At 48.1% G+C, this 22,447-nt stretch carries 19 protein-coding genes; 18 read left to right on the top strand and 1 reads right to left on the bottom strand.

Annotated features, from left to right (window positions below):
* Window positions 1–7 precede the first annotated feature (7 nt).
* The 8 genes from VV089_RS10005 to VV089_RS09970 all read left to right on the top strand — a co-directional run bounded on the left by VV089_RS10005 (window position 8) and on the right by VV089_RS09970 (window position 9,845).
* Entirely contained in the window at window positions 8–1,531 is a 1,524-nt protein-coding gene (locus tag VV089_RS10005) for a sensor histidine kinase (protein WP_334335771.1), read from the top strand.
* A gap of 359 nt (window positions 1,532–1,890) precedes the next feature.
* Window positions 1,891–2,961, top strand: coding sequence for a substrate-binding domain-containing protein (locus VV089_RS10000; protein WP_334335770.1), 1,071 nt, complete (start codon window positions 1,891–1,893; stop codon window positions 2,959–2,961).
* A gap of 241 nt (window positions 2,962–3,202) precedes the next feature.
* Window positions 3,203–4,720, top strand: coding sequence for a sugar ABC transporter ATP-binding protein (locus tag VV089_RS09995; protein ID WP_334335769.1), 1,518 nt, complete (start codon window positions 3,203–3,205; stop codon window positions 4,718–4,720).
* 1 nt (window position 4,721) lies between these two features.
* The gene (locus VV089_RS09990) at window positions 4,722–5,777 is read left to right on the top strand and encodes an ABC transporter permease (protein ID WP_334335768.1); all 1,056 of its coding nucleotides are present in this window, start codon (window positions 4,722–4,724) and stop codon (window positions 5,775–5,777) included.
* Window positions 5,778–6,791, top strand: a complete 1,014-nt coding sequence (locus tag VV089_RS09985; protein ID WP_334335767.1) for an ABC transporter permease subunit — start codon at window positions 5,778–5,780, stop codon at window positions 6,789–6,791. It abuts the gene before it with no gap.
* A 455-nt stretch (window positions 6,792–7,246) separates the two neighbouring features.
* Entirely contained in the window at window positions 7,247–7,465 is a 219-nt protein-coding gene (locus VV089_RS09980) for a cation transporter (protein ID WP_172540252.1), read from the top strand.
* A gap of 64 nt (window positions 7,466–7,529) precedes the next feature.
* The gene (locus VV089_RS09975; protein ID WP_334335766.1) at window positions 7,530–9,395 is read left to right on the top strand and encodes a heavy metal translocating P-type ATPase; all 1,866 of its coding nucleotides are present in this window, start codon (window positions 7,530–7,532) and stop codon (window positions 9,393–9,395) included.
* A gap of 87 nt (window positions 9,396–9,482) precedes the next feature.
* Window positions 9,483–9,845, top strand: a complete 363-nt coding sequence (locus VV089_RS09970) for an ArsR/SmtB family transcription factor (protein ID WP_172540250.1) — start codon at window positions 9,483–9,485, stop codon at window positions 9,843–9,845.
* Window positions 9,846–9,851: 6 nt separating this feature from the next.
* On the opposite strand, the gene VV089_RS09965 is transcribed toward VV089_RS09970, so the two are convergent.
* A complete protein-coding gene (locus VV089_RS09965; RefSeq protein WP_334335765.1) occupies window positions 9,852–10,478 on the bottom strand; it encodes an ABC transporter ATP-binding protein in 627 nt (208 codons plus the stop codon).
* A 299-nt stretch (window positions 10,479–10,777) separates the two neighbouring features.
* On the opposite strand from VV089_RS09965, the gene VV089_RS09960 reads away from it, so the two are divergent.
* The 10 genes from VV089_RS09960 to VV089_RS09915 all read left to right on the top strand — a co-directional run bounded on the left by VV089_RS09960 (window position 10,778) and on the right by VV089_RS09915 (window position 22,265).
* Entirely contained in the window at window positions 10,778–12,127 is a 1,350-nt protein-coding gene (locus tag VV089_RS09960) for an ABC transporter permease (protein ID WP_334335764.1), read from the top strand.
* Between the two features lie 186 nt (window positions 12,128–12,313).
* Window positions 12,314–13,597 carry an ABC transporter permease gene (locus VV089_RS09955; RefSeq protein WP_334335763.1) on the top strand — a complete coding sequence of 428 codons (1,284 nt, stop codon included), beginning with the start codon at window positions 12,314–12,316 and terminating at the stop codon, window positions 13,595–13,597.
* Window positions 13,598–13,925: 328 nt separating this feature from the next.
* Window positions 13,926–15,125: a sensor histidine kinase gene (locus VV089_RS09950; protein WP_334335762.1), complete on the top strand. Its 1,200-nt coding sequence runs from the start codon at window positions 13,926–13,928 to the stop codon at window positions 15,123–15,125.
* Window positions 15,100–15,801 (top strand): LytR/AlgR family response regulator transcription factor, encoded by a 702-nt coding sequence (locus VV089_RS09945; protein WP_172540245.1) that lies wholly within the window; start codon window positions 15,100–15,102, stop codon window positions 15,799–15,801. The genes VV089_RS09950 and VV089_RS09945 overlap by 26 nt, the downstream gene beginning before the upstream one ends.
* A 112-nt stretch (window positions 15,802–15,913) precedes the next feature.
* Window positions 15,914–16,240, top strand: coding sequence for a DUF1622 domain-containing protein (locus VV089_RS09940; protein ID WP_442891540.1), 327 nt, complete (start codon window positions 15,914–15,916; stop codon window positions 16,238–16,240).
* A gap of 34 nt (window positions 16,241–16,274) precedes the next feature.
* Window positions 16,275–17,111, top strand: coding sequence for a Cof-type HAD-IIB family hydrolase (locus VV089_RS09935; RefSeq protein WP_172540243.1), 837 nt, complete (start codon window positions 16,275–16,277; stop codon window positions 17,109–17,111).
* Window positions 17,112–17,429: 318 nt separating this feature from the next.
* Window positions 17,430–17,612, top strand: a complete 183-nt coding sequence (locus tag VV089_RS09930; RefSeq protein ID WP_172541642.1) for a hypothetical protein — start codon at window positions 17,430–17,432, stop codon at window positions 17,610–17,612.
* Window positions 17,613–17,616: 4 nt separating this feature from the next.
* Complete coding sequence (locus VV089_RS09925) at window positions 17,617–19,293, top strand: IS66 family transposase (protein WP_334334951.1); 1,677 nt, start codon at window positions 17,617–17,619, stop codon at window positions 19,291–19,293.
* A 257-nt stretch (window positions 19,294–19,550) separates the two neighbouring features.
* Window positions 19,551–20,885, top strand: a complete 1,335-nt coding sequence (gdhA, locus tag VV089_RS09920) for an NADP-specific glutamate dehydrogenase (protein WP_334335761.1) — start codon at window positions 19,551–19,553, stop codon at window positions 20,883–20,885.
* A 195-nt stretch (window positions 20,886–21,080) separates the two neighbouring features.
* Complete coding sequence (locus VV089_RS09915; RefSeq protein WP_334335760.1) at window positions 21,081–22,265, top strand: DUF819 family protein; 1,185 nt, start codon at window positions 21,081–21,083, stop codon at window positions 22,263–22,265.
* Window positions 22,266–22,447: the final 182 nt, after the last annotated feature.

Below are 22,447 nucleotides of genomic sequence, written 5' to 3'. Positions count from 1 at the left end.
GGAGAAGATGGAACAGGGAGAGAGAAAAAGGTCTTACCGCTTAACCTTGAAAATGCGCCTGTCCGTTCTTCTGTTTGTGACGGCCATTCCTTTGACGGGCATGATGCTTGGAATCTTAACGATGATACAGGAATACTCCGATTCCTACAATTCCATTATGGCGAATCTGAAGGTGGCCAATGAATACAACATCAAATTCAAGGAGGATATGGAGTATTCCATGTACCGGGTTATGATAGGCCTGATTGACGCCTCCAAGTTTGAAAACGGCGATATCCTGGAGGGCTCCACAGAATATGCCACGGTGGTGAAAAATCCCATCAATATGATAGAATCGGCCCGTCATTCCTTTGGAACGGTCATTGACCGGGTGCCTGGAACCGACAGCTACATTAAGATCCAGGGGATCCTGTCCTGCCTGGATACCCTGGAAACGGCAGTCAACCGGATGATTGCCAATTCCGTCGTGCCAGGCACCTATGGGGAGAGTGCGGCCATCTGGGAAAACGACATCAAGGGCCTCTGCTCTATGATTCAGGACTATATTACCCAGTACACCTACTATGAGCTGATGAATATGGAGGAGCTCCAAAAGCAGCTGGAGGAGCAGGTCAATCAGAGTGTCAGGGGATTTATGGCATTGCTTGTGAGTGTTCTGGCAGCAGGGCTGGTTCTGTCTACCTTGATTACAAAATCAGTTACTACCCCAATCAATTCTCTCAGACAGACGGCGGAACGCTTTGGTATGGGAGACCTGGAGGTACGGGCCAGAATGTATGCCTTGGAGGAGATCAATGTACTTTCCAGAACCTTCAATACGATGAGTGATAAGATAGCGGAGCTGATGAAGAAAACCAAGCAGGAACAGAAGAATCTCAGAGAGGCGGAGCTTAAGCTTCACCAGGAGCAGATTAATCCTCATTTTCTGTACAATACGCTGGACTCCATTGTATGGCTCGCGGAAGGGGGCAACAATCAGCAGGTGGTGGAGATGACGGCGGATTTAAGCGACTTCTTCCGCACCGTCCTCTCAGGGGGAAATGATTATATTACCGTGGCGGAGGAAGAGAGCCATATCAGAAGCTATCTAAAGATTCAGAAAATCCGCTACGAAAATATTCTGGATTACAGTATTTTTATGGAGCCGGGCATAAAGGGAGAGGGGATTCTGAAAATGACCCTGCAGCCTATTGTAGAAAATGCCCTTTATCACGGGATTAAGAACAAGCGCGGCGGCGGAAAAATCACGATACGGGGCTACGGGGAAAGCGATTATATAGTATTCGAAGTGGAGGACAACGGAATTGGAATGGACGAGGAAACCCTAAAGGAGCTGAAGAAAAAGCTTCGGGGCGAAAAGAGCCGTCTGGATTCCCAAAAAGGCGGCTTTGGCCTCAACAATGTGGCTCAGAGAATCCATATGTATTACGGAGATGAGTCAGAGATCACCATTACCTCAGAGAAGCACGTGGGAACCTGTGTCCGGGTCCGTCTGGGGCGTTCGGTGGAGGCGGAACGAAAAAAATTATAAATATTTACGAAAAAAGTGTATTTTTTTCACCGGTGGAGGGATGAAGCGCCCGAAACCGGTGTTTTTCATTACAAAATATTCAACCTTTTTCGAAAAATATCTCATGGTAAATAGAATGTCTGTTTTTTATAATAAGATTGTAAAAAACAAGTTTCATAAACAGTGACTCCTTGAACCACAGCGGAAGGATATGCGCAGGCAGATCCTTCCGGAACTGGAAACGGCAGCATTCTTCCGGTACACAGATTGACTTGCAGGTGCATGCACTTGCCGCCGGGAACTGATTTTGTCGAAGCGTACAGAAGAACTGCCAAAAGGGTGGAACAGGAGCCGCAAAACAAAAAGGAGGAAGAAAAAGTATGAAAAGAAAAGTTGTGTCCGCATTGTTGATTGCAGCGATGACCCTGTCCCTGGCAGCCTGCGGCTCCAAGGAAGCGCCGGCCGACACCCAGGCTCCGGCCGAGACGGAAACTCCGGCAGAAAGCGGCCAAGATGAGGAAGAGACACCGGCTGCAGACACGGGAAGCGGAGATTTGATTACCGTTGGATATGCGCAGGTAGGAGCGGAATCCGACTGGAGAACAGCCAATACTGAGTCCTTTAAGTCCACATTTACCGAGGAAAACGGCTACAAGCTGATTTTCGACGACGCGCAGCAGAAGCAGGAGAATCAGATTAAGGCAATCCGTTCCTTCATTCAGCAGGAGGTTGATTACATTGTAGTGGCTCCCGTTGTAGAGACCGGTTGGGAAACCGTTCTTGAGGAAGCAAAGGAAGCAGGAATCCCGGTTATCCTTTCCGACCGTATGATGGACGTATCCGACGACAGCCTCTTTGAAGCGTGGGTTGGCGGAAACTTCGTAAAGGAAGGCGAGACCTGCGGCGACTGGCTGGCACAGTACTTAGAGGCAGCAGGCAGAGGCGAGGAAGAGATTAACATGGTAACCATCCAGGGAACCATCGGCGCATCCGCACAGGTTGGACGTACCGAGGGTATGGCTAATAAGCTTGCCGAGCATTCCAACTGGAAGATGCTTGAGATGCAGTCCGGCGAGTTTACACAGGCAAAGGGCCAGGAGGTTATGGAGTCCTTCTTAAAGAGCTATGACGACATTGACGTAGTTATCTGCGAGAATGACAACGAGGCATTCGGCGCCATCGACGCAATCAAGGCGGCAGGAAAGACCTGCGGACCGGACGGCGACATCATCGTAGTAAGCTTTGACTCTGTAAAGGCTGCATTTGAATCCATGATCGCAGGCGATTTGAACGCTACCTTCGAGTGTAATCCTCTTCACGGACCCCGTGTAGCCGAGATTATCCAGAAGCTTGAGGCAGGCGAGACCGTAGACAAGATTCAGTATGTAGACGAGGCTTACTTTGATACCAGCATGGATCTGGAAGCTATCCTGGCTGAAAGAGCATACTAAGACAGGCAGAGTGAATGCTCAAAGCTCAATCTGAATGAGTAACAGGAGGCGCAGAGCCGGAGGCTTAGATTCTCCTCTCTGCGCCTTCTTTCTGTTCTGAAAGGAAGTTAAAAACAGCATATTCCAGACAGGGCCCAGATGGGTTTGCGGACACATCTTCTGGAGGCCGGAAATTCATCTGGATTAGGAAGTATTGTCTGGAATATGCGGAACTGGAATAAAAATAGGAGGCACAGCTTTTATGGAGAAAGATTCCGTTCTCGAAATGAGGCATATCTATAAAACGTTCCCCGGCGTAAAAGCGCTCCAGGATGTGGATTTTACCTTGAAAAAGGGAGAAATTCACGCATTGATGGGAGAAAACGGAGCGGGAAAGTCCACGCTTATTAAGGTTCTGACCGGCGTGGAGGAATTTGAAGCGGGGGAAATCACAATGGAAGGCGTGGAGGGCGCCATCATTAACCGCAGCCCCCAGGAGGCGCAGAAGCACGGCATCAGCACTGTTTACCAGGAAATCAATCTCTGTCCCAACCTTACGGTTGCAGAGAATCTTTTTATTGGAAGAGAGCCCAGAAAGGGCGGCATGATTGACTGGAAAACCATGAACAAGAAGGCAGCGGAGCTTCTTGCGGATCTGGATATTTTTGCGGATGTGACGAAAACCATTGACAATTATTCCATTGCCATCCAGCAGATGATTGCCATTGCCCGGGCGGTGGATATGTCGGCAAAGGTTCTGATACTTGACGAGCCTACCTCTTCTCTGGATGACAGTGAGGTGGAAAAGCTGTTCCGTCTGATGCGCAGACTGAAGGGCGAGGGCGTAGGCATTGTCTTTGTTACGCACTTTCTGGAGCAGGTGTATGAGGTCTGCGACAAGATTACGGTTCTGCGGAACGGCCAGCTGATCGGAGAGTTTACTACAGCGGAGCTTCCAAGGGTGCAGCTTGTGGCAAAGATGATGGGCAAGGACTTTGACGATCTGGCGGCTATTAAGCAGACCGAGGGAGAGGGCGCCGTCCACGGGGAAGAGGATATTGTGATCAAGGCGGCGGGCCTTGGGAAGAAAGGGTACATTAAGCCCTTTGATCTGGTGATACATAAAGGGGAAGTGGTTGGATTCACCGGGCTTTTGGGATCCGGACGTTCTGAGACAGTCCGGGTGCTCTACGGAGCGGAAAAGACGGATGAAGGGGAGCTTTTTGTAAAAGGAAAGAAGCTTTCGGCAAAGCATCCCATTCATTCCATGTACGAGGGAATGGCTTATCTTCCCGAGGATCGGAAGAATGAGGGAATCATTGCGGATCTGTCTGTCCGGGAGAACTTAATCATTGCCCTTCAGGCCAAGCGCGGCATGTTCCATCTCTTATCCAGAAAGCAGCAGGAGGAATTTACAGACAAATACATTGATATGCTGCAGATTAAGACGGCCAGCCGGGAGACGCCGATCAAGTCTCTTTCCGGCGGAAATCAGCAGAAGGTGATTATCGGAAGATGGCTTCTGACCAATCCGGATTTTCTGATTCTCGACGAGCCCACCAGAGGAATCGACGTGGGAACGAAAACAGAGATTCAGAAGCTGGTGGTGAAGCTGGCGAAAGAGGGGATGGCAGTTGTGTTTATTTCTTCGGAGATTGAAGAAATGCTTCGTACCTGCGACCGTATGATGGTAATGCGCGACGGCAGCAAGGTGGGCGAGCTGAGCGGCGAAGAGATGAATCAGTCGACGATTATGTCAACCATAGCGGGAGGACAGTGATATGAACGAGACTTTGAAAAATATAACATCCAAACGATTATTCCTGCCGGTGTTCTGCCTTGCCCTGGTGCTTTTGATTAACCTGGTTACAAGACCGGACTTTTTCTCCATTGAGATTCGGGACGGGGTGCTGTATGGATTTTTGATTGATATTATTAACCGTGCCTCGGAGCTGGTGATTCTGGCTGTGGGCATGACCCTGGTGGTATCGGCCTCCGCCGGAACGGATATTTCCGTAGGGGCAATTATGGCGGTCAGCGCGGCTGTGTGCTGCAACATTCTGACCGGAGGAGAGAGGGCGGCTACGGCCTATGCCAATCCTCTGATTCTGGGATTTCTTGCGGCGGTTTTGATTGGAACTCTGATTGGCTGTTTTAACGGGGTTCTTGTGGCGAAGCTGAATATTCAGCCTATGGTTGCCACCTTGATTATGTTTACGGCGGGGCGTGGAATTGCACAGCTTATCACAGACGGACAGATTACTTATGTGCGCGTGGACAGCTATAAGACACTGGGCTCTTCCTTCCCGGGATTTCCAGTTCCGGCTCCCTTTATTGTGTCCATCCTTGTTGTAGCAGCCACGGCGCTGCTGCTGAAAAAAACGGCTCTGGGGATGTATATTCAGTCGGTGGGAATCAATAAGAAGGCTTCCAGCCTTACGGGAATTAAGGCAGTTTTGATTATTTTTCTTACCTATGCTTACTGCGGCTTTTGTTCTGGGCTTTCGGGACTGATTGCTTCCAGCCGTATTTATTCGGCGGATGCCAATAATATCGGCCTTAATATGGAGCTGGATGCAATTCTGGCAGTGGCTATCGGAGGAAACTCTCTGGGGGGCGGAAGATTTTCCATTGCAGGCTCTGTGATTGGCGCCTATACGATTCAGGCCCTTACAACGACGCTGTACGCCATGCATGTTTCCTCGGATCAGATTCCGGTGTACAAGGCCATTGTGGTGGTGGTTATTGTTACGCTCCAGTCTCCGGGCTTTGCAAGATGGCGAAAGGCTCTGGCCCAGAAAAAGGCGGTCAGAGTGGAAGGAAAGGAGGCGGCATAGATGAAAAGCAAACGTACCTTGAATCAGACGGGTTTTCTACTTTTGATTACCATTGCGCTGTTTTTTGTGATGTATCTTGTGGGCTGTGTCCTTTTTAAGGATCAGGGCTTTGCAAAGACACAGAATTTTTTGAATCTCTTTATTTCTAATGCGGGATTGATTGTGATTGGTATTGGAATGACGGTGGTGATGATTACCGGCGGCATTGATATCAGCGTGGGCTCTTTTGTGGCTATGGGCTGCATGATGCTGGCCTGGATGATGGAAAAGGCCGGCATGGGCGCAGTTATGGCTGTGGTGATTGTGCTTGTTACGGGTATTCTGTTCGGACTGGTGCAGGGATTTCTTGTGGCTTATATGGATATCCAGCCGTTTATTGTTACGCTGGCGGGGATGTTTTTTGCCAGGGGTATGACGGCGATTATCTCGAAGGATATGATTAGTATCAGCAATGAGATGTTTATGGCCTGGGCGAAGATGAAGATTTACCTGCCTGTCGGGGGACATCTGAATAAGAAGGGAGTAATGATTTATCCCTATGTGTATCCGACTGTGGTGATTGCGCTGATTCTTTTGGTGATTGCGTTTATTATGCTGAAGTATACGAAGTTCGGGCGCAGCATTTATGCGGTAGGCGGCAATGAGCAGTCGGCGCTTATGATGGGGCTGAATGTGCGGATGATTAAGCTGAAGGCTTATATGCTGGACGGGTTTTTGTGCGGTGTGGGCAGTATTTTGTTTTGTCTCAATACCCTGGGGGGATTTGTGGAGCAGGCGAAAGGGTTTGAGATGGATGCTATTGCGTCGGCAGTTATTGGAGGGACGCTTTTGACCGGTGGTGTGGGGAATGTGATCGGGACGCTGTTTGGGGTACTGATTAAGGCCACGATTGAGGCGTTTATTACGTTTCAGGGGACGCTTTCTTCCTGGTGGACCCGGATTACGATTGCGGCGCTGCTTTGTTTCTTTATTGTTTTGCAGTCTGTGCTGGCTATGTTGAAGAAGAGGAGGTAGGACGGACGGCTTGGGAACAGCCGCCGGGCCCTTTTGGGGTATCTTTGGGACAGATGTAAAATCAGCCGGACGGCTTTTCCATATCCTGTGTTCGGACGGTTCACGTACACGCTGTCTGCTTTTGTCGGACTAACGTTTTGGGGTTTTGACAGGCTTCGCCTGATGGAATTTCGCTTTCGTTTGTCCGCCAATATCAGACAGCGTGTGCGTGAACAGCCGGACACTGGATATTGGAAAAGCCGTCCGGCTGATTTTACATCTGTCCCTGGATACCCCAAAAGAGCCCGGCGGCTGTTCCCAAGCCTGGTTGTGTGGGTGGGAGGGGGAATATGCAGGGGGGTGTGGATGGGATGGGAAAATAGTTCTTGACATTTGAAAATGGGGTGCTATAATTTAAATAACATATGAATGATTGTTCATATGAAAGAATATTAAGTGTATGGAGGATGGATACCATGAAGAAAACGTATAAGATTGATGTGGACTGTGCAAACTGTGCGAATAAGATGGAGGATGCGGCCAGGAAGACGGCTGGCGTGAAGGAGGCTTCGGTGAGCTTTATGACGCTGAAGATGGCGGTGGAGTTTGAGGAGGGCGCAGATTATAAGGCTGTGATGCAGGAGGTAAGGAAGAACTGCAAGAAGGTTGAGGATGACTGCGAGATCTTTTTGTAGAGAGACGGCTTTGTAAGCAGCCGAGGATAACAGACGGTTTGCTGGGAGCGAAAAGGAGGGCAAGATGAATAAAAAGCAGAAAAAAATGCTCGTCCGTATTCTGATTTCTTTCCTGCTTTTGATTGGCTTGAGTTTTATCCGGACAGAGGGGTATCTGCGGTTTGGCTTGTATCTGGTTCCTTATCTGGTAATCGGCTATGATATTTTGAAAAAGGCCTTTAAGGGAATCCGCAACCGGCAGGTTTTTGATGAAAATTTTCTGATGGCTGTAGCTACCGTAGGCGCCATTGTCCTGGGAGATTACCAGGAGGGGACGGCAGTTATGCTGTTTTATCAGATTGGGGAACTGTTCCAGAGCTATGCTGTGGGGAAGAGCCGGAAGAATATCAGCGATCTGATGGATATCCGCCCGGATTATGCCAATGTGGAGCGTGACGGAGGCCTGGAGCAGGTAGACCCGGATGAAGTTGAAGTGGGAACGCTGATTGTGGTACAGCCGGGAGAGAAGATTCCCATCGACGGCGTGGTGGCGGAGGGAAGCTCTACCTTGAATACAAGCGCTCTTACAGGAGAAAGCCTGCCAAGGGAGACGGAAGCGGGAGCGGAGGTTATCAGCGGATGCATCAATATGACAGGCGTTTTGAAGATCCGCACCACAAAGGAGTTCGGTGAATCTACGGTGTCAAAGATTCTTGACCTGGTGGAGAATTCCAGCGCCAAGAAGTCAAAGTCGGAGAATTTCATCTCCAAATTCGCCAGGTATTACACTCCGACGGTGTGCTATGGGGCTCTGGCTTTGGCGGTTCTGCCGCCCCTTGTACAGTTAGGCGCAGGGGCTGCGCCTCAGTGGGGGAGCTGGATTTACCGGGCTTTGACTTTTCTGGTAATCAGCTGTCCCTGTGCGCTTGTGATTAGTATTCCCTTAAGCTTTTTTGCAGGCATCGGGGGAGCCAGTAAAGCCGGGATTCTGGTGAAGGGATCGAATTACCTGGAGACCCTGTCTCAGACGGGCTGGGTGGTCTTTGACAAAACGGGCACCATGACCCAGGGGGTGTTTGAGGTGAAGGAGGTTCACCACAATACCCTTGAGAGGGAGAAGCTTTTGGAGTATGCGGCTCTTGCAGAGTGCGCTTCCTCCCATCCCATCAGCAAGAGCCTTCAGAATGCTTATGGGAAGCCCATTGACAGAAACCGTGTGACCGAGATTGAGGAGATCGGGGGCAACGGCGTCACGGCAAAGGTGGACGGCATACCGGTGGCCGCAGGAAGCGATCGTCTGATGGAGCGGCTGGGGATTGCCTTTGCGCCCTGCCATAAGACAGGGACGGTGGTTCACGTGGCGCTGGACGGAGTTTATGCCGGGCATATTCTCATTTCCGATATGCTGAAACCCAATGCTAAGGAAGCCATACGCCAGTTAAACAAAGCCGGTGTGAAGAATACGGTGATGCTGACAGGCGACCGCAGGGAAGCTGCGGAGCAGACGGCGAAGGAGCTTGGAATCCGGGAGGTGCACAGTGAGCTTCTGCCGGCGGATAAGGTGTCCAAGGTAGAGGAGCTTCTGGAGCAGAAAAGCGGCAGGGAGAAGCTGGTCTTTGTCGGGGACGGCATCAACGACGCACCAGTATTGTCCCGGGCGGACATTGGCATTGCTATGGGGGCGCTGGGCTCGGATGCGGCCATCGAGGCAGCGGACATTGTGCTCATGGACGATGATCCTGTGAAGATAGCCACAGCCATCCGGATTGCAAGAAAATGCATCCGCATTGTGTATGAAAATATTTATTTTGCCATCGGCGTCAAGCTTATCTGCCTGGTGCTGGGAGCTATAGGCATAGCTAATATGTGGGTTGCAATTTTTGCAGACGTAGGCGTGATGGTGATTGCGGTGCTCAATGCGATTCGCGCGCTGTTTGTAAAAAAGCTTTGATATTATCGCCATCTTTGATACCAGATGATGAATGGAGACGGTAAAGCTGCAAAGGCGCACGAGAGGAACTTTTAATAGGAGCAAAAAATGACAGAGAAAATCGAGGGATGCTGTGACACCTTTGAGGTGCATGAAAATCTTTTAAAAATCATTCAGGAAAAAATGCCGGAGGAGACGGAAGCCTACGATCTGGCGGAGCTCTTCAAGGTTTTCGGAGATTCCACAAGAATCCGGATCCTCTTTGTGCTCTTTGAGGCGGAGGTCTGCGTCTGCGATCTGGCGGAGGCTCTGAACATGACCCAGTCTGCCATATCCCATCAGCTCCGCATCTTGAAACAGAGCAAGCTGGTGAAGAGCAGACGGGAGGGAAAGTCCATTTTCTATTCTCTGGCGGACAATCATGTGCGGACAATTATCGACCAGGGACGGGAGCATATTGAGGAGGATTAGTTCTCTTTATGTACACAGGCGGCCGCCTTTCAGCTCATATACCATATCAGCTTCCTTGGCGGTTTCCATGGAATGAGAGACGATTATAACACAGCGGCCGTAATGATGGGCGGCATCTTTGAAAATGCCTGTAATTTCTTTTGCAGACGCTTCATCCAGATTCCCGGTGGGCTCGTCGGCTAAAATAATCGGATTCTGGGACGCAAGAGCTCTTGCAATGGCTGTCCGCTGCTGCTGGCCGCCGGAAAGCTTTAAAACATTTCTTTTGGATTCTTCTTTTGTGAGCCCCAGCTTTTCCAAAAGGGGCAGAGGGGCTTCCTTTGCGGTCAGCAGGACATTTTCTTCCGGCGTCATATAATCGATGAGATTGTAATTTTGAAAAATAAAGGAAATGTTATTTTGCCGGTGCTTATCCAGGCCGTAGGAGGCGATATCCTGATCATAAAAGTATATGTTCCCCTCTGTAGGAGAATCCAATCCGCCAATGAGGGAGAGCAGCGTAGTTTTGCCGCATCCGGAAGGGCCGAAAATGACGTACATCCTGCCGCACTCAAAGGCTGCATTCAAGTTGTAAAGGACAGCAGTTTTTTCCGTGTAACGATATGACACGTCTGATAATTTTAAGATACTCAATGGTTTATTTCCCCCTTAAACGGTTTTTCGAATGAAAATTTGATAATTTCATGTTAATAAATAAATCAATCGAAGTAAATAAAAATTCACAAAAAGCAAAAAAACGTACATGAAGCAGAACGTGTATGTTTTTTTGCTTTTTATGTACAGAATATTTAAAAGAATGAAAAAATTTATTATGATTGACCTAAGAGAGGTGTAGAGCTCAGCCTGATCAAGGCTTCCTGTGATAGAACAATTTATACAGGAAGAGAGTGAAGGAACACAAAGGAAAGCAGGGGAAAAGGGGTGCTCAAAACATGGATTGTAAAAAACGGTCTGTTCTGTATCTTTTGAGAAAGCGAAACCGATCCGTCATTTTATGGCTGATTTTATTCGTCATTACGACCCTTATGCTGGCCTGCATTACCATAGGACATGGAGCTGAGGCGGCAATGGAGAGACTGTTTCAGGCAATGGGCGGATATTTTAAAATTGAGGCGGATCATAAGCAGGGTTCCAATAAGTATGTAAATGACGAATTGGTCAATCATATCATGGATTCCTATGAAATACAGGAATTCAACGGCATGGATACGGTTTATTTTATGGCAGGGGACATGGAGCTGGCGCCGGGACGCTTTACCCAGGAAGGGGATGAAAAGGCGAAGCTGGCCAGATTAATGGGGAATACGGATACCAGCCTGAATGAATACTTTATACTGCAGTCCTTGCTGCTGGCAAAGGGGCGGCATATTACAGCGGAGGATTCCTATAAGGCCTTGCTTTCCCAGGAGCTTGCAGAAAAAAACGGGTTGTCCGCAGGAGACACGATTTCCCTGTCCTATTATGGCGGGGATGCGGGGCTGGATTGGCATACATTTGAAATCGCGGGGATTTTCCAGATAAAGTCGCGTCAGAATTCTTACACTTCCAATACTGCGGAATGTGATATGGTGGAAAATTTTATTTTTACGGATACCCGGAGCATACGGGAGATGGTTGGACGGGCATTGGAAAGGGAAATTGACAGTTACAGGAGCGGGGCGCTCTTTTTTGTGGATCATCCCCAAACGCTGGAGCGGATTGTCAGTGACCTTGCCGCTCAATCGGAACAGGGGAAGGAAGGCTGGCAGGTGGTAAAGAATAACAAGCAGTACCAGGAATCCAGAATTCCTTTGGAACGGTTAAAAAGCCTTACGACGCTTATCGTTGCCATTGTTATTGTGTTGGGATTCCTTATAGTGACCCTCATTCTGCTGCTTTGGATGAGGGAACGGGTACACGAGACGGGGATTTATCTTTCTATGGGAATCAGTAAGATTTCGATTCTGATGCAGCATATGATGGAGAATCTGATACTTGCCTTTTTGGCATTTGTGCTTTCCTGCATCCTTGCAGCAGGCGCTATGCCAAGGCTTGAGCAGGCTGTTCTTGCTGTAATGGATGATGAGTCTTGGTCCCAGACGAACGAATCTGGATCTTTGACAGAACAGGACATAGCACAGCCGGAATCGGAATCAGGCATAGAGGTAACTATGGAACTTAGCTTCCTTACCATTTTACAAATTGGTTTATTGGAGTTTTGTGTTGTGATTTTGGCCACGGGAATTTCGTCGATTTCAATCTTGAAAATGAAACCGAAGAGTATTCTGTCCACTATGAGCTAAGGAAGGGGATTTGTTATGGGAATTGGCAGACGTGCATTGTTATATCTTACACGAAAAAAAGGGCGGAGCTTTCTAATGTTTATGATCTTTTTCCTTTTGGCATGCTTTATTTTAGTTGGCAAAGCACTGGTTCGTAACTCGCAAAATCAGATTGACGTATTAACACGGAATTTAGGTACCAGTTTTGTGATTAAAATAGATGAGAACAATCCCGCTTACCGGGAGGATCGCATAGGGGATGGTTATAGTTATACAGTTTATGCAGGCCCTGAAATAACAGGGGGGATGGTTTCTGATATTTTAGAGATAGAAAGGGTGTCGGATTACTCCATCGACTTGGAAATTTTTGCATGGGCAGATTTAAAATTGAGACCTGGATTATGGACGGATTCAATGGAAGATCAGTATTTTACTCAAGAACAAGTGGACTTATCCGGTCAGACAATACGGGCATACATCTGTTCCAACGGAGACTTAAGCCCTAATTTTAGAACAGGAGCGTTTTCCATTACGTCCGGACATAACATTCAAAAAGAGGATCATTCGGCCGCCCTTATCTCGGAGTACGTTGCAAAAGAGAACGCTCTTTCTGTCGGGGACTTTCTTACGCTGGAAACGAAAAGGGGAATTTATGAACCCTGTGAGGACCCGTATGAAAGGGTAGGCGACCCTGTGGAAGTGGAAATTATTGGAGTTTTTGAAACGAATTTTAAACAGGAAGAGTCCGTTTATACGGCAGAAATGGACTATGCGGATAACTTTATTTACGTTGATTATGATACGGGAAAACAGCTTTATAACAATTTAAGCTTCATAGGCTTCGATAATCTGAATGACACCTATCGGGAAGTTACATTTTTTGCAGACGGTCCGGAGTATCTGCCGGAAATCATGCGTCAGGTGGAAGAGCGGCTTGATATCACTGGCTTACTCATGTATCGGGATGACACGGCATATCATGCATCCGTCAAGCCGCTGAAGCAGATCCGTATCATATCGCTGTTACTGTCAGGCATTGGGATTGCGGGATGTGTATTGATATTGTATTTGGTCTTTGTCATGTGGATGAAAGGACGGAGACGGGAAATGGGGATTCTGCTTTCCGTTGGCGTAAGTAAGAGGAAGATACTTGCACAGCTGCTGCTGGAAAGCATTGTGATAACAACGGCAGCCCTGGGAGCGGCCATAGGACTTTCGAGGCCGCTTGTTGAGGGATGCAGCAGTGTTATGGAGCAGACAATGAGCCCGGATTCGGAAACGGAAGCTTATGTAATGGATGTAAGTGCGGCAAATCCGAATCCCGTGATTCACAAGGTTTCTTCGGATCCCGTTGAATTAGACAGTTATATTTCTATACAGGACATCCTGTTTTTGGGGATCATGGTATATTTTATTTCCTGTGCAAGCGTCTGTACGGCATCTGTCCAGATAACACGGGTTAGTCCGAAATTGCTCTTGCAGGCCATATAGTTTTTAGAAGCAGCAGAAATTATACGCAAAAGAAAGCGGAGTTATTTGTTTCACATTGGGAAATGTGGTATGATAAATGAAATGCTGCCCATTTTAAAAGAAACGCAGCCGAAGAAAGGGCTGATGGATGCTGACGATTTTGGAACCTTGGACATTATGGACTTTTTTTGAGTGCATTTTTAATGGGATCGAAGTAATCTGGATCTATTTGTTTTGCAAATACCTTTTTTGCGGGAATAAGAAAATGCTGCGTCCGGTGATTGGCGCATTTGTTTTCTTTTTTTATATATGCCTATTGAATAATATCCAGACAATCAATGGAACTGCAATGACATTTTTATCCTTATGTGGAACGCTGCTGTACAGTCTGTGCTGTTTCAGGGGACATGTTTCCCAAAAGCTGTTCGCGGGGATTCTTCCCATCGTGATTACGGTTGTTTCCGACTTTGCCGTTTTTTCGATCTCTGTAGTATTGAGTGTTTTTCGGCCGGACAGCGCCTGGGTGCAGTCTTTTGAGCGCTTTATTATGACATTTATCTATTGCCTTATCAGTTCGCTTTTGTATGGAGTTATGATTGTTCTATGCAGAAAAAGCCGGCGGTTCCAGGATTATTCCGGCTGGGCATTGGCTGTTATGCTGCTCCTGTCAGGCATTGGCATTTTAGCGGTTAATGATTTAATCAGCATTGCATCTGCTTTGATGCTGTCAGATTCCGGAAACAGGCATCTTTACTTTTACATCATTTTTATCGGCGATGTATTTCTTGTTTTATTTGGATGCTTTCTGCTTTTTCTTATGAAATGGATAAAATTATCATACCAAAAGCAGGAATTGCAATTGCAGATGCAGTATATGGCATTGAAGGATGAGTATTATGAAAGCCTGCGGCTTGCCATAGAACAGCTTCACTTTTTCCGGCATGATTTTTCAAAGCATATGAATCTGCTGGAGATACTTTTAGAGACGAAAGAGTACCAAAAGGCATCGGCCTATCTGAAGGAATTAAATAATAGTTATGGCAGAAAATTAAACATCATTCATTATACAGAGGATGAAATCGTAAACTACATGATTTCGAATAAAAAACAGGCCGCAGAAGAGCAGCATATAAAAGTGCGTATCTCTGCTGCGCAGGCAGAATTCTCAGCCCTTTCATCCCAGGAATTGTGCTGTGTGTTTGACAATCTCTTTGATAACGCAATCCATGCCAATAGGAAGGTTGAAGCGGAAGAGGAACGATTCATAGAGTTGTTTCTTTTCGAAAAAGGCGGCTGCCTTTCTATTATTATGAAAAATAGATACGACGGCTCTTTTGCGTTTTTGGAATCCCAAATCAGTAAGAAAACAGGATTTAATGAAACGCACGGTTATGGCTTGCAGATTTTGGAGGGGATTGTCACACAAGCCCATGGAGAGATTTCCACCAGAATTGATATAGAGGATCGCATTTTTACAATGGAACTTACCATACCCATTCAGAATCAGGAAGGCGGTGCTTTTGATGAAGGCTGCAATTGTGGAAGATGACAAAGTTTATGCAGATTATTTGGAAAATATGTTATTGCAATGGGCGGAGGCGAGAGTAACGCTGGAAATCTCGAGCTATACGGATGCCAGAGAGCTTCTTGGCATCTCCTTTGATGTGATTTCGACTTATGATATTCTGTTCATTGATATTGAACTTCAATCGATGAATGGCATAGAGCTGGCGGCAAAGCTTCGGAATCAAGGGTTTAGCGGCGTCATTGTATTTGCGACCAATTATGAGAAGTATGCAGTAGAAGGCTATACCGTCAATGCTTATCGATATTATGTTAAGCCGCTGAAGCCAGAGGATATAAGCGAGTGCATGACTTTTGCTTTAGATACCATAAGCGGGGAATATTTTCAGTATTTCTATCACGGAGTAACAAACCGTATCCCTTTTCAAAGCATTCTATGTTTCGAAAGTATGCAGCATTATATGAACATTTATACAAAGGATAGTGTGATACAGATAAAGTATCCATTAAAAAAAGCATTGGAGCAAAGCCCGTCCTATTTTATAAAATGTCATAGATCCTTTATCGTCAATAAGAATTATATTCAATGCCGGATGGGAAACCTGCTTGTTTTAAGGAATCAGAAAAAGGTTGAAATATCGCGGATTTATTCCAAAGCCGTGGCCAATGCCATGAACGGCAAGGCAGGAAACAGGAATTAAACATGCCGGCGGGGGAATGACATTGCATTTTGTGCAGGGCTGTGCTATGATAGAGCAGCAGAAAGGAATGGCAGGGTTCTCTGCCATCCTGTAAGGAAGGCGGAAGAAGATGATTGAGATACTGGAACTGATACTGCATTATCTGGTGGAGGCGACCATTCCTGTATTTGAACTGATAGGAGTGGGGATTATCATTGCCTCCGGTATCCGGGGCTTTTACAGCTATGTGAGCCGGAAGCCGGATACGAAGCTGGCGCTGGCCAAGGGGCTGGCCATGGGCCTGGAGTTTAAGCTGGGCAGCGAGATCCTGCGCACGGTTGTGGTGCGGGAGTGGACCGAGATTGCGACTGTGGCCGGAATCATTGCTCTAAGGGCGTCCCTGACTTTCCTCATCCACTGGGAGATCAAGGAAGAGGAAAAGGGCATTGATGCAGATTAAACGGGAAAAACGGAACTTAAGATAAGGAGAAAGAATGAATCGGATCAAATTGATTGCTTTCGATCTGGACGGCACGCTTTTAAAAGACAATAAGGAGCTTGCCCCTGAAACGATGGAAGCTCTTCGCCAGGCGGCAGAGGCAGGAATCTGTCTGGTTCCCACTACGGGACGTCTCTACGACGGCGTGCCGGAGGAGCTGCGCACCCAGCCCTTTATCCGCTATGTAATTGCGGCAAACGGAGCAGAAGTGTACGACGCCAAAGAAAAGAAATCGCTTTACCGGGCAGAGCTTACGCCCGAAGAGGTACGGCGGTTTTTTGATGCTGTCCGGGATGTACCGGCCATTGTAGGGTGCTACAAAGGCGGACAGGGGCTTATGGGCCGTGAGGATATGGAGAAAATGGAAGCCTTTGCCGCACGGGGGCTTTTCCGCATGATGCGGAGGGTGTATACCCAGGTGGAGGATCTGGAAGCTTATCTTCTGGAGACAGGAGAGACGGTACAAAAGCTGATGCTCTTTTTTGCGGATCTGGAGGAGCGCGTGAGGGTGCTTAAGAGCATGAGGGAGGAGCTGTCGGATCTGGCGGTGTCCAGCTCGGTGGAAAATAATATCGAGGTAAATGCGGCAGCGGCCCATAAAGGAGCGGCCCTTCGGTTTTTGTACCGGCACCTGCAGATAGAGCGGACGGAGACAGCAGCCTTTGGGGACGGGAGCAACGATGTGAGCATGCTCATGGAAGCGGGCGTGGGGATAGCCATGGAAAATGCATGTCAGGAAGCAAAAAAAGCGGCAGATAGAATAACCTTGAGCAATGAGCAGAACGGGGTGGCTCATATGATAAAGGAATTCCTCAATGAGGCTGCCGTCTGAGCACGGGTTACTGTTCACTCCCTACATTTGACGATTGTGAAAAGTGACGAAATTTAAATTTTTTATATGTGGATAAATAAAGCGGACAGAAAAATGATGTTTATAGTTTTTCTGTCCGCTTTATTTATCAGAAAGTTATCCACATTTCTGTCTTCCGTTTCGTCCCAGGCATGCTTCCTTGCCCTCTTTTTATGGATAATATTTACTCGCTTTTTTTAAATTATCCACCGTCAAATTGACCATGCCCTCAAATACGGAAATTCGCATTTTGAGGGCATCTATAGTATAATTGCCTTATGAAAACGGAGGATTGAGAGAATGAAAAACATGGAAGATGAAATCGTCCTGCTTAACAAGGCCGTTGCCTGTCTCGAAGAGGAAGTCCAGGCAAAAAATGAAATCATCAGGCAGCAGGAACGCATCATTAAGGCCCAACAGGAACACAACGGTGAATTATCGGCGCTGATGAACAGAATTCTTGACTCCTTAAAGAAGGGCTGACCACATGAACGCTTCCTTTGAATACACCACCACTCTTGAATACAGGCTGAAAGCGGCCAACGCACAGATATGCGCTTTCAAATCCGGTGAAATATATGTCCGCATGCAGGAGGAATACCTGAAAGAATTACGTTCTTTGGAACGGGAAATCCGGAAATTGAAGGACGAGCTTTCACGTGCCCGCAGTGAAACCGTTTCCGTCCGCAATCAATGGTTTGAGATATTTGAAGAACTTCAAAAGGAATGCGAGCGAAAGCTGTCGGCCTTGCGAAAAGAATTGGAACGAATGGAAAGGCGTGCCATAAAGGCAGAAAGACAGAGAGACGCCGCACTGGACAAGGCAACCCGGCAGCGCCATAAGATCTATGGGCTGGAAACGGCGCTGGAAGAGGAAAAGGGCAGGAACTTGAAGCTGAGGGCGCAAATCAACCGGGATTATGAAAATTCCTCCATCCCTTCTTCCAAAACGCTCCGCCGCAAGAAGATCTCCAACGGCCGGGAAAAAAGCGGCCGTAAGCCGGGCGCCCAGCCGGGACATCCGGGACACCGCAGGAAAAAGCAGATCCCTGCCACGGATCCGGTTCTGCTGCCGCCGCCCCGGGAAGTGCTGGAAGATCCGGATTTCAAAAAGACTTCAAAAACGATCGTGAAACAGCTGGTCAACATACGTACGATACTGGAGGTCACGGAATACCACGCAGATGTGTATTATAATTCCAAAACCGGCGAGCGGATCCATGCGGAGTTTCCTCCCGGCGTTGTGGACGAGGTGAATTATGGTGGAAGCGTCAAGGCCTTCCTGTTTCTGTTGAATAACGACTGCTGCACTTCCATCGACAAAAGCAGGAAATTCCTTTCCGATTTGACTGATGGCAGGCTCAGCATATCCAAGGGCATGGTTAATAAGCTTGGCAGGGAATTTGCCAAAAAAACGGAACAGGAACGAAAAGCGACGTTTGCCGATCTGCTGCTTAGCCCCGTCCTTCATACGGATTGTACCAACGCAAAGGAAAACGGAAAAAATGCTTATGTATTTGTGTGCGCTGCCCCGGATGGAAAAGCGATGTATTTTGCACGCAGGAAAAAAGGGCACGAAGGAGTAAAAGGCACCCCGGTCGAAGATTACCAGGGAATCCTGGTTCACGATCATGAGAAAACCTTTTATAACTATGGTGCACAACACCAGGAGTGTCTTGCGCATGTCCTCCGCTATCTGAAGGACAGCATAGATAATGAGGCTGACCGGACCTGGAACAAGGAAATGCGTGCTCTGGTACAGGAAATGATCCACTACCGGAACGGCCTGCCGGAAGAGGCGCCTCCTGACACCGAAAAGGTCAGGGAGTATGAAGAACGCTACCGGGCAATACTGCAAAAAGCGAAAGAGGAATACGAATACATTCCAGCAAGTGAGTATTATAAGGACGGATACAACCTGTATCTGCGGATGGAAGAATACATGTCCAACCATCTTCTGTTCCTGCATGATCACAGAGTTCCGGCTACAAACAATGAAGCGGAGCGTCTGCTTAGAGGATATAAGCGCAAGCAGCAGCAGGCTGTGTCATTCAGGGGATTCGAGTCCATCGAGTATCTCTGTGAATGCATGAGCATGCTTATTCAGATACGCCAAAACGAAGAATCAAATTTATATAACAGAGTATCCGAGATATTTGGATAAAGAAAACCGATGGTTTCGACTAAGATTAGTCTACACCATCGGTTTGTTTATCACAAGCTGACCTCTGAACAGTAACGAGCACGGATATAAAAATCGGATTTTTATAAAAAACACTTGCAAACAGGCTGTGAGGTTGTGTATAATAGTCTTCGACAAAGGCGTCAAAAAAAGGCGTATGGCTTATGTCATACGCTTCGTTATTTTTTGTACGCTTTTTTTGTATTTGTGAGAGAGATAGAACAAGGAGGAGAAAAAACATGTCATACGTTGATGAGATTATTGAAGCAGTGGTTGCGAAAAACCCCAGCGAGCCGGAGTTTCACCAGGCTGTAAAGGAGGTATTGAATTCTTTAAGACCTGTGGTGGAGGCCAATGAGGAGAAGTTCCGCAGAGAAGCGCTTCTGGAGCGCCTGGTTGAGCCGGAGCGCCAGATTAAGTTCCGTGTTCCCTGGGTGGACGATAAGGGCCAGGTACAGGTGAATACAGGCTACCGCGTGCAGTTTAACAGTGCAATCGGGCCTTACAAAGGAGGCTTGCGCCTGCATCCTTCCGTAAACTTAGGCATCATCAAGTTCTTAGGCTTTGAGCAGATTTTCAAAAATTCGCTTACCGGGCTTCCTATCGGCGGCGGCAAGGGCGGTTCTGACTTTGATCCTAAGGGTAAGTCTGACCGGGAGGTTATGGCATTCTGCCAGAGCTTTATGACGGAGCTGTGCAAATATATCGGCGAGAACACTGACGTTCCGGCCGGCGATATCGGAACAGGAGCCAGAGAGATTGGATACCTGTACGGACAGTACAAGAGACTGACCGGACTTTACGAGGGCGTGCTTACCGGCAAGGGACTGTCCTACGGCGGTTCCCTGGCAAGAACCGAGGCAACCGGCTACGGCCTTCTTTACCTGACACAGGAAATGCTGAAGATGAACGGCATTGATATTGCCGGCAAGACGGCAGCCGTATCCGGATCCGGCAACGTGGCTATCTATGCCATCCAGAAGGCACAGCAGCTTGGAGTGAAGGTACTGACCTGCAGCGATTCCAACGGCTGGGTATACGATCCCGAGGGCATTGACGTGGCAGCTCTGAAGGAGATCAAAGAGGTTAAGCGGGCAAGACTGACGGAGTACAAGAATTACCGTCCGGGTTCCGAGTACCATGAGGGCCGGGGAGTATGGACGGTAAAGGTAGATCTTGCGCTTCCCTGTGCAACGCAGAACGAGCTTCATCTGGAGGATGCCAAGGCACTGGTGGCAAACGGCGTTACTGCAGTGGCAGAGGGAGCCAATATGCCTACGACCCTGGAAGCGACCGAGTATCTCCAGGAGCAGGGCGTGCTGTTTGCGCCGGGCAAGGCGGCCAATGCGGGCGGCGTGGCTACCTCCGCTCTGGAGATGTCCCAGAACAGCGAGCGCTTAAGCTGGACCTTTGATGAGGTAGATGCGAAGCTCCAGGGCATTATGGTAAATATCTGCCACAATATGGCCGATGCGGCAGAGCGCTACGGTTTTGCGAAGAACTACGTAGTAGGAGCTAACATTGCCGGATTTGAGAAGGTTGTGGATGCAATGCTGGCACAGGGTGTAGTGTAAAAAGTATTTTGCAGAATATCAAAGGCGCAGCCGGCCGCAGCATGCCGGCTGCGCCTTTTTCTTTAAAAATACGTCATGGGAAAAGCTGGTAATCCTTGCTTGACACAGGGTATTATTTTGTTGTATAATTATACCAATGTGTTGCTTGTTTTACAATAAATTATGTGCATTTTGCAAGATGAAGGGAGTGGAGTTATGATTCAAAACGGTTTTACCTACATAGCGTTTCTGATGTTCCTGGCGGGGATTCTCCTTGCTGCGGAGAAGTACACCAAGTGGAAGGTGTTTAATTACGTTCCGCCGCTTGTATGGATCTATGTACTGAATATGCTGTTCTGTACCATCGGAATGTTTGATTCGGAAGGGTGTTCTGCAGCCTTCGGCGTGCTGAAGAATAATCTTCTGTATGCGATGATTTTCGTTATGCTGCTGCGCTGCGATATCCGGAAGCTGGCGAAGCTGGGCGGACGGATGGTAGCTATCTTTATGGGCGGCGCGGTTTCCATTATGCTTGGATTCTTTATTGCGTTCCTGGTGTTCAAAGGCGCTCTTGGCGGCGGCGAAACGATCTGGGGCGCCATGGCGGCCCTGTGTGCTTCCTGGATCGGCGGCTCTGCCAATATGGCGGCTATGGAAGCGGCATTTACCATTGATGCCGGCGCTTACGGCTGTGCACTGGCTGTAGACACGGTTTACTATTCCGTATGGATTGCCCTGCTGCTGATCATGGTCCGCTACGCAGGCAAGTGGGACAAGTCCGTGAAGGCGGATACTTCCAAGCTCCAGGAGGTTGCGGATGCGGCCAACGCAGAGATTGAGAAGGAGAAGAAGAGAGCGACGGCAAGCGACTGGATTTTCCTGATTGGCCTGTCTTTGATGGTTTCCGCCATTGCACAGACAGTTGGCGCAGCTGGCAATACGGCTCTTAAGGAAGTGGGCCTTGCTATGTTTGACAAGGGAACGCTGACGACTGTATTTGTAACCATTCTGGGCCTGATTTGTGCTTTGAGCCCTCTTGGAAAGCTTCCGGCAGTGGAAGAGCTGTCCAATATTTATCTGTATGCGGTTGTATCCCTGCTGGCATCTACGGCAACGCTGGTGGATCTGGTGAGCGCGCCTCTGTGGATCGTGGCGGGTCTTGTGGTTATGATTATCCACATTGGGATTATGTATCTTTTGTCAAAGCTGTTCCATTGGGACTGCTGCATGGTTTCCACGGCATCACTGGCGAATATCGGAGGAAGCGCTTCGGCGCCCATCGTGGCTTCTGCTTACAATCCCTCCTATGCCGGCATCGGCGTACTGATGGGAGTTCTGGGAGCGGCTGTTGGCAACTTCTGCGGTCTGGCTATGGGGTATCTGATGCAGATGTTTATTTAGCTTAGGGAAAACGCCATAAGGCTTTTGGCGTATGGCGCGTTCCCGGCTTAAATTCACACAGGATAGGATTTCGTTGGTTCTTCGCCCTTGAGAAGGTGGGCGGAGAACCAATGTTTTATAGGGATGTTTCTGAAATATTGCGCAGCGATTCAGTTAGTCCAGCTAAGAAATGTCAAGAATTT

This window comes from Candidatus Merdisoma sp. JLR.KK011 (assembly GCF_036941125.1).
Lineage (GTDB): Bacteria > Bacillota > Clostridia > Lachnospirales > Lachnospiraceae > Laedolimicola.
The sequence above is the reverse complement of the archived record's forward strand: the minus strand, read 5'-3'. Positions and strand labels throughout refer to the sequence as shown.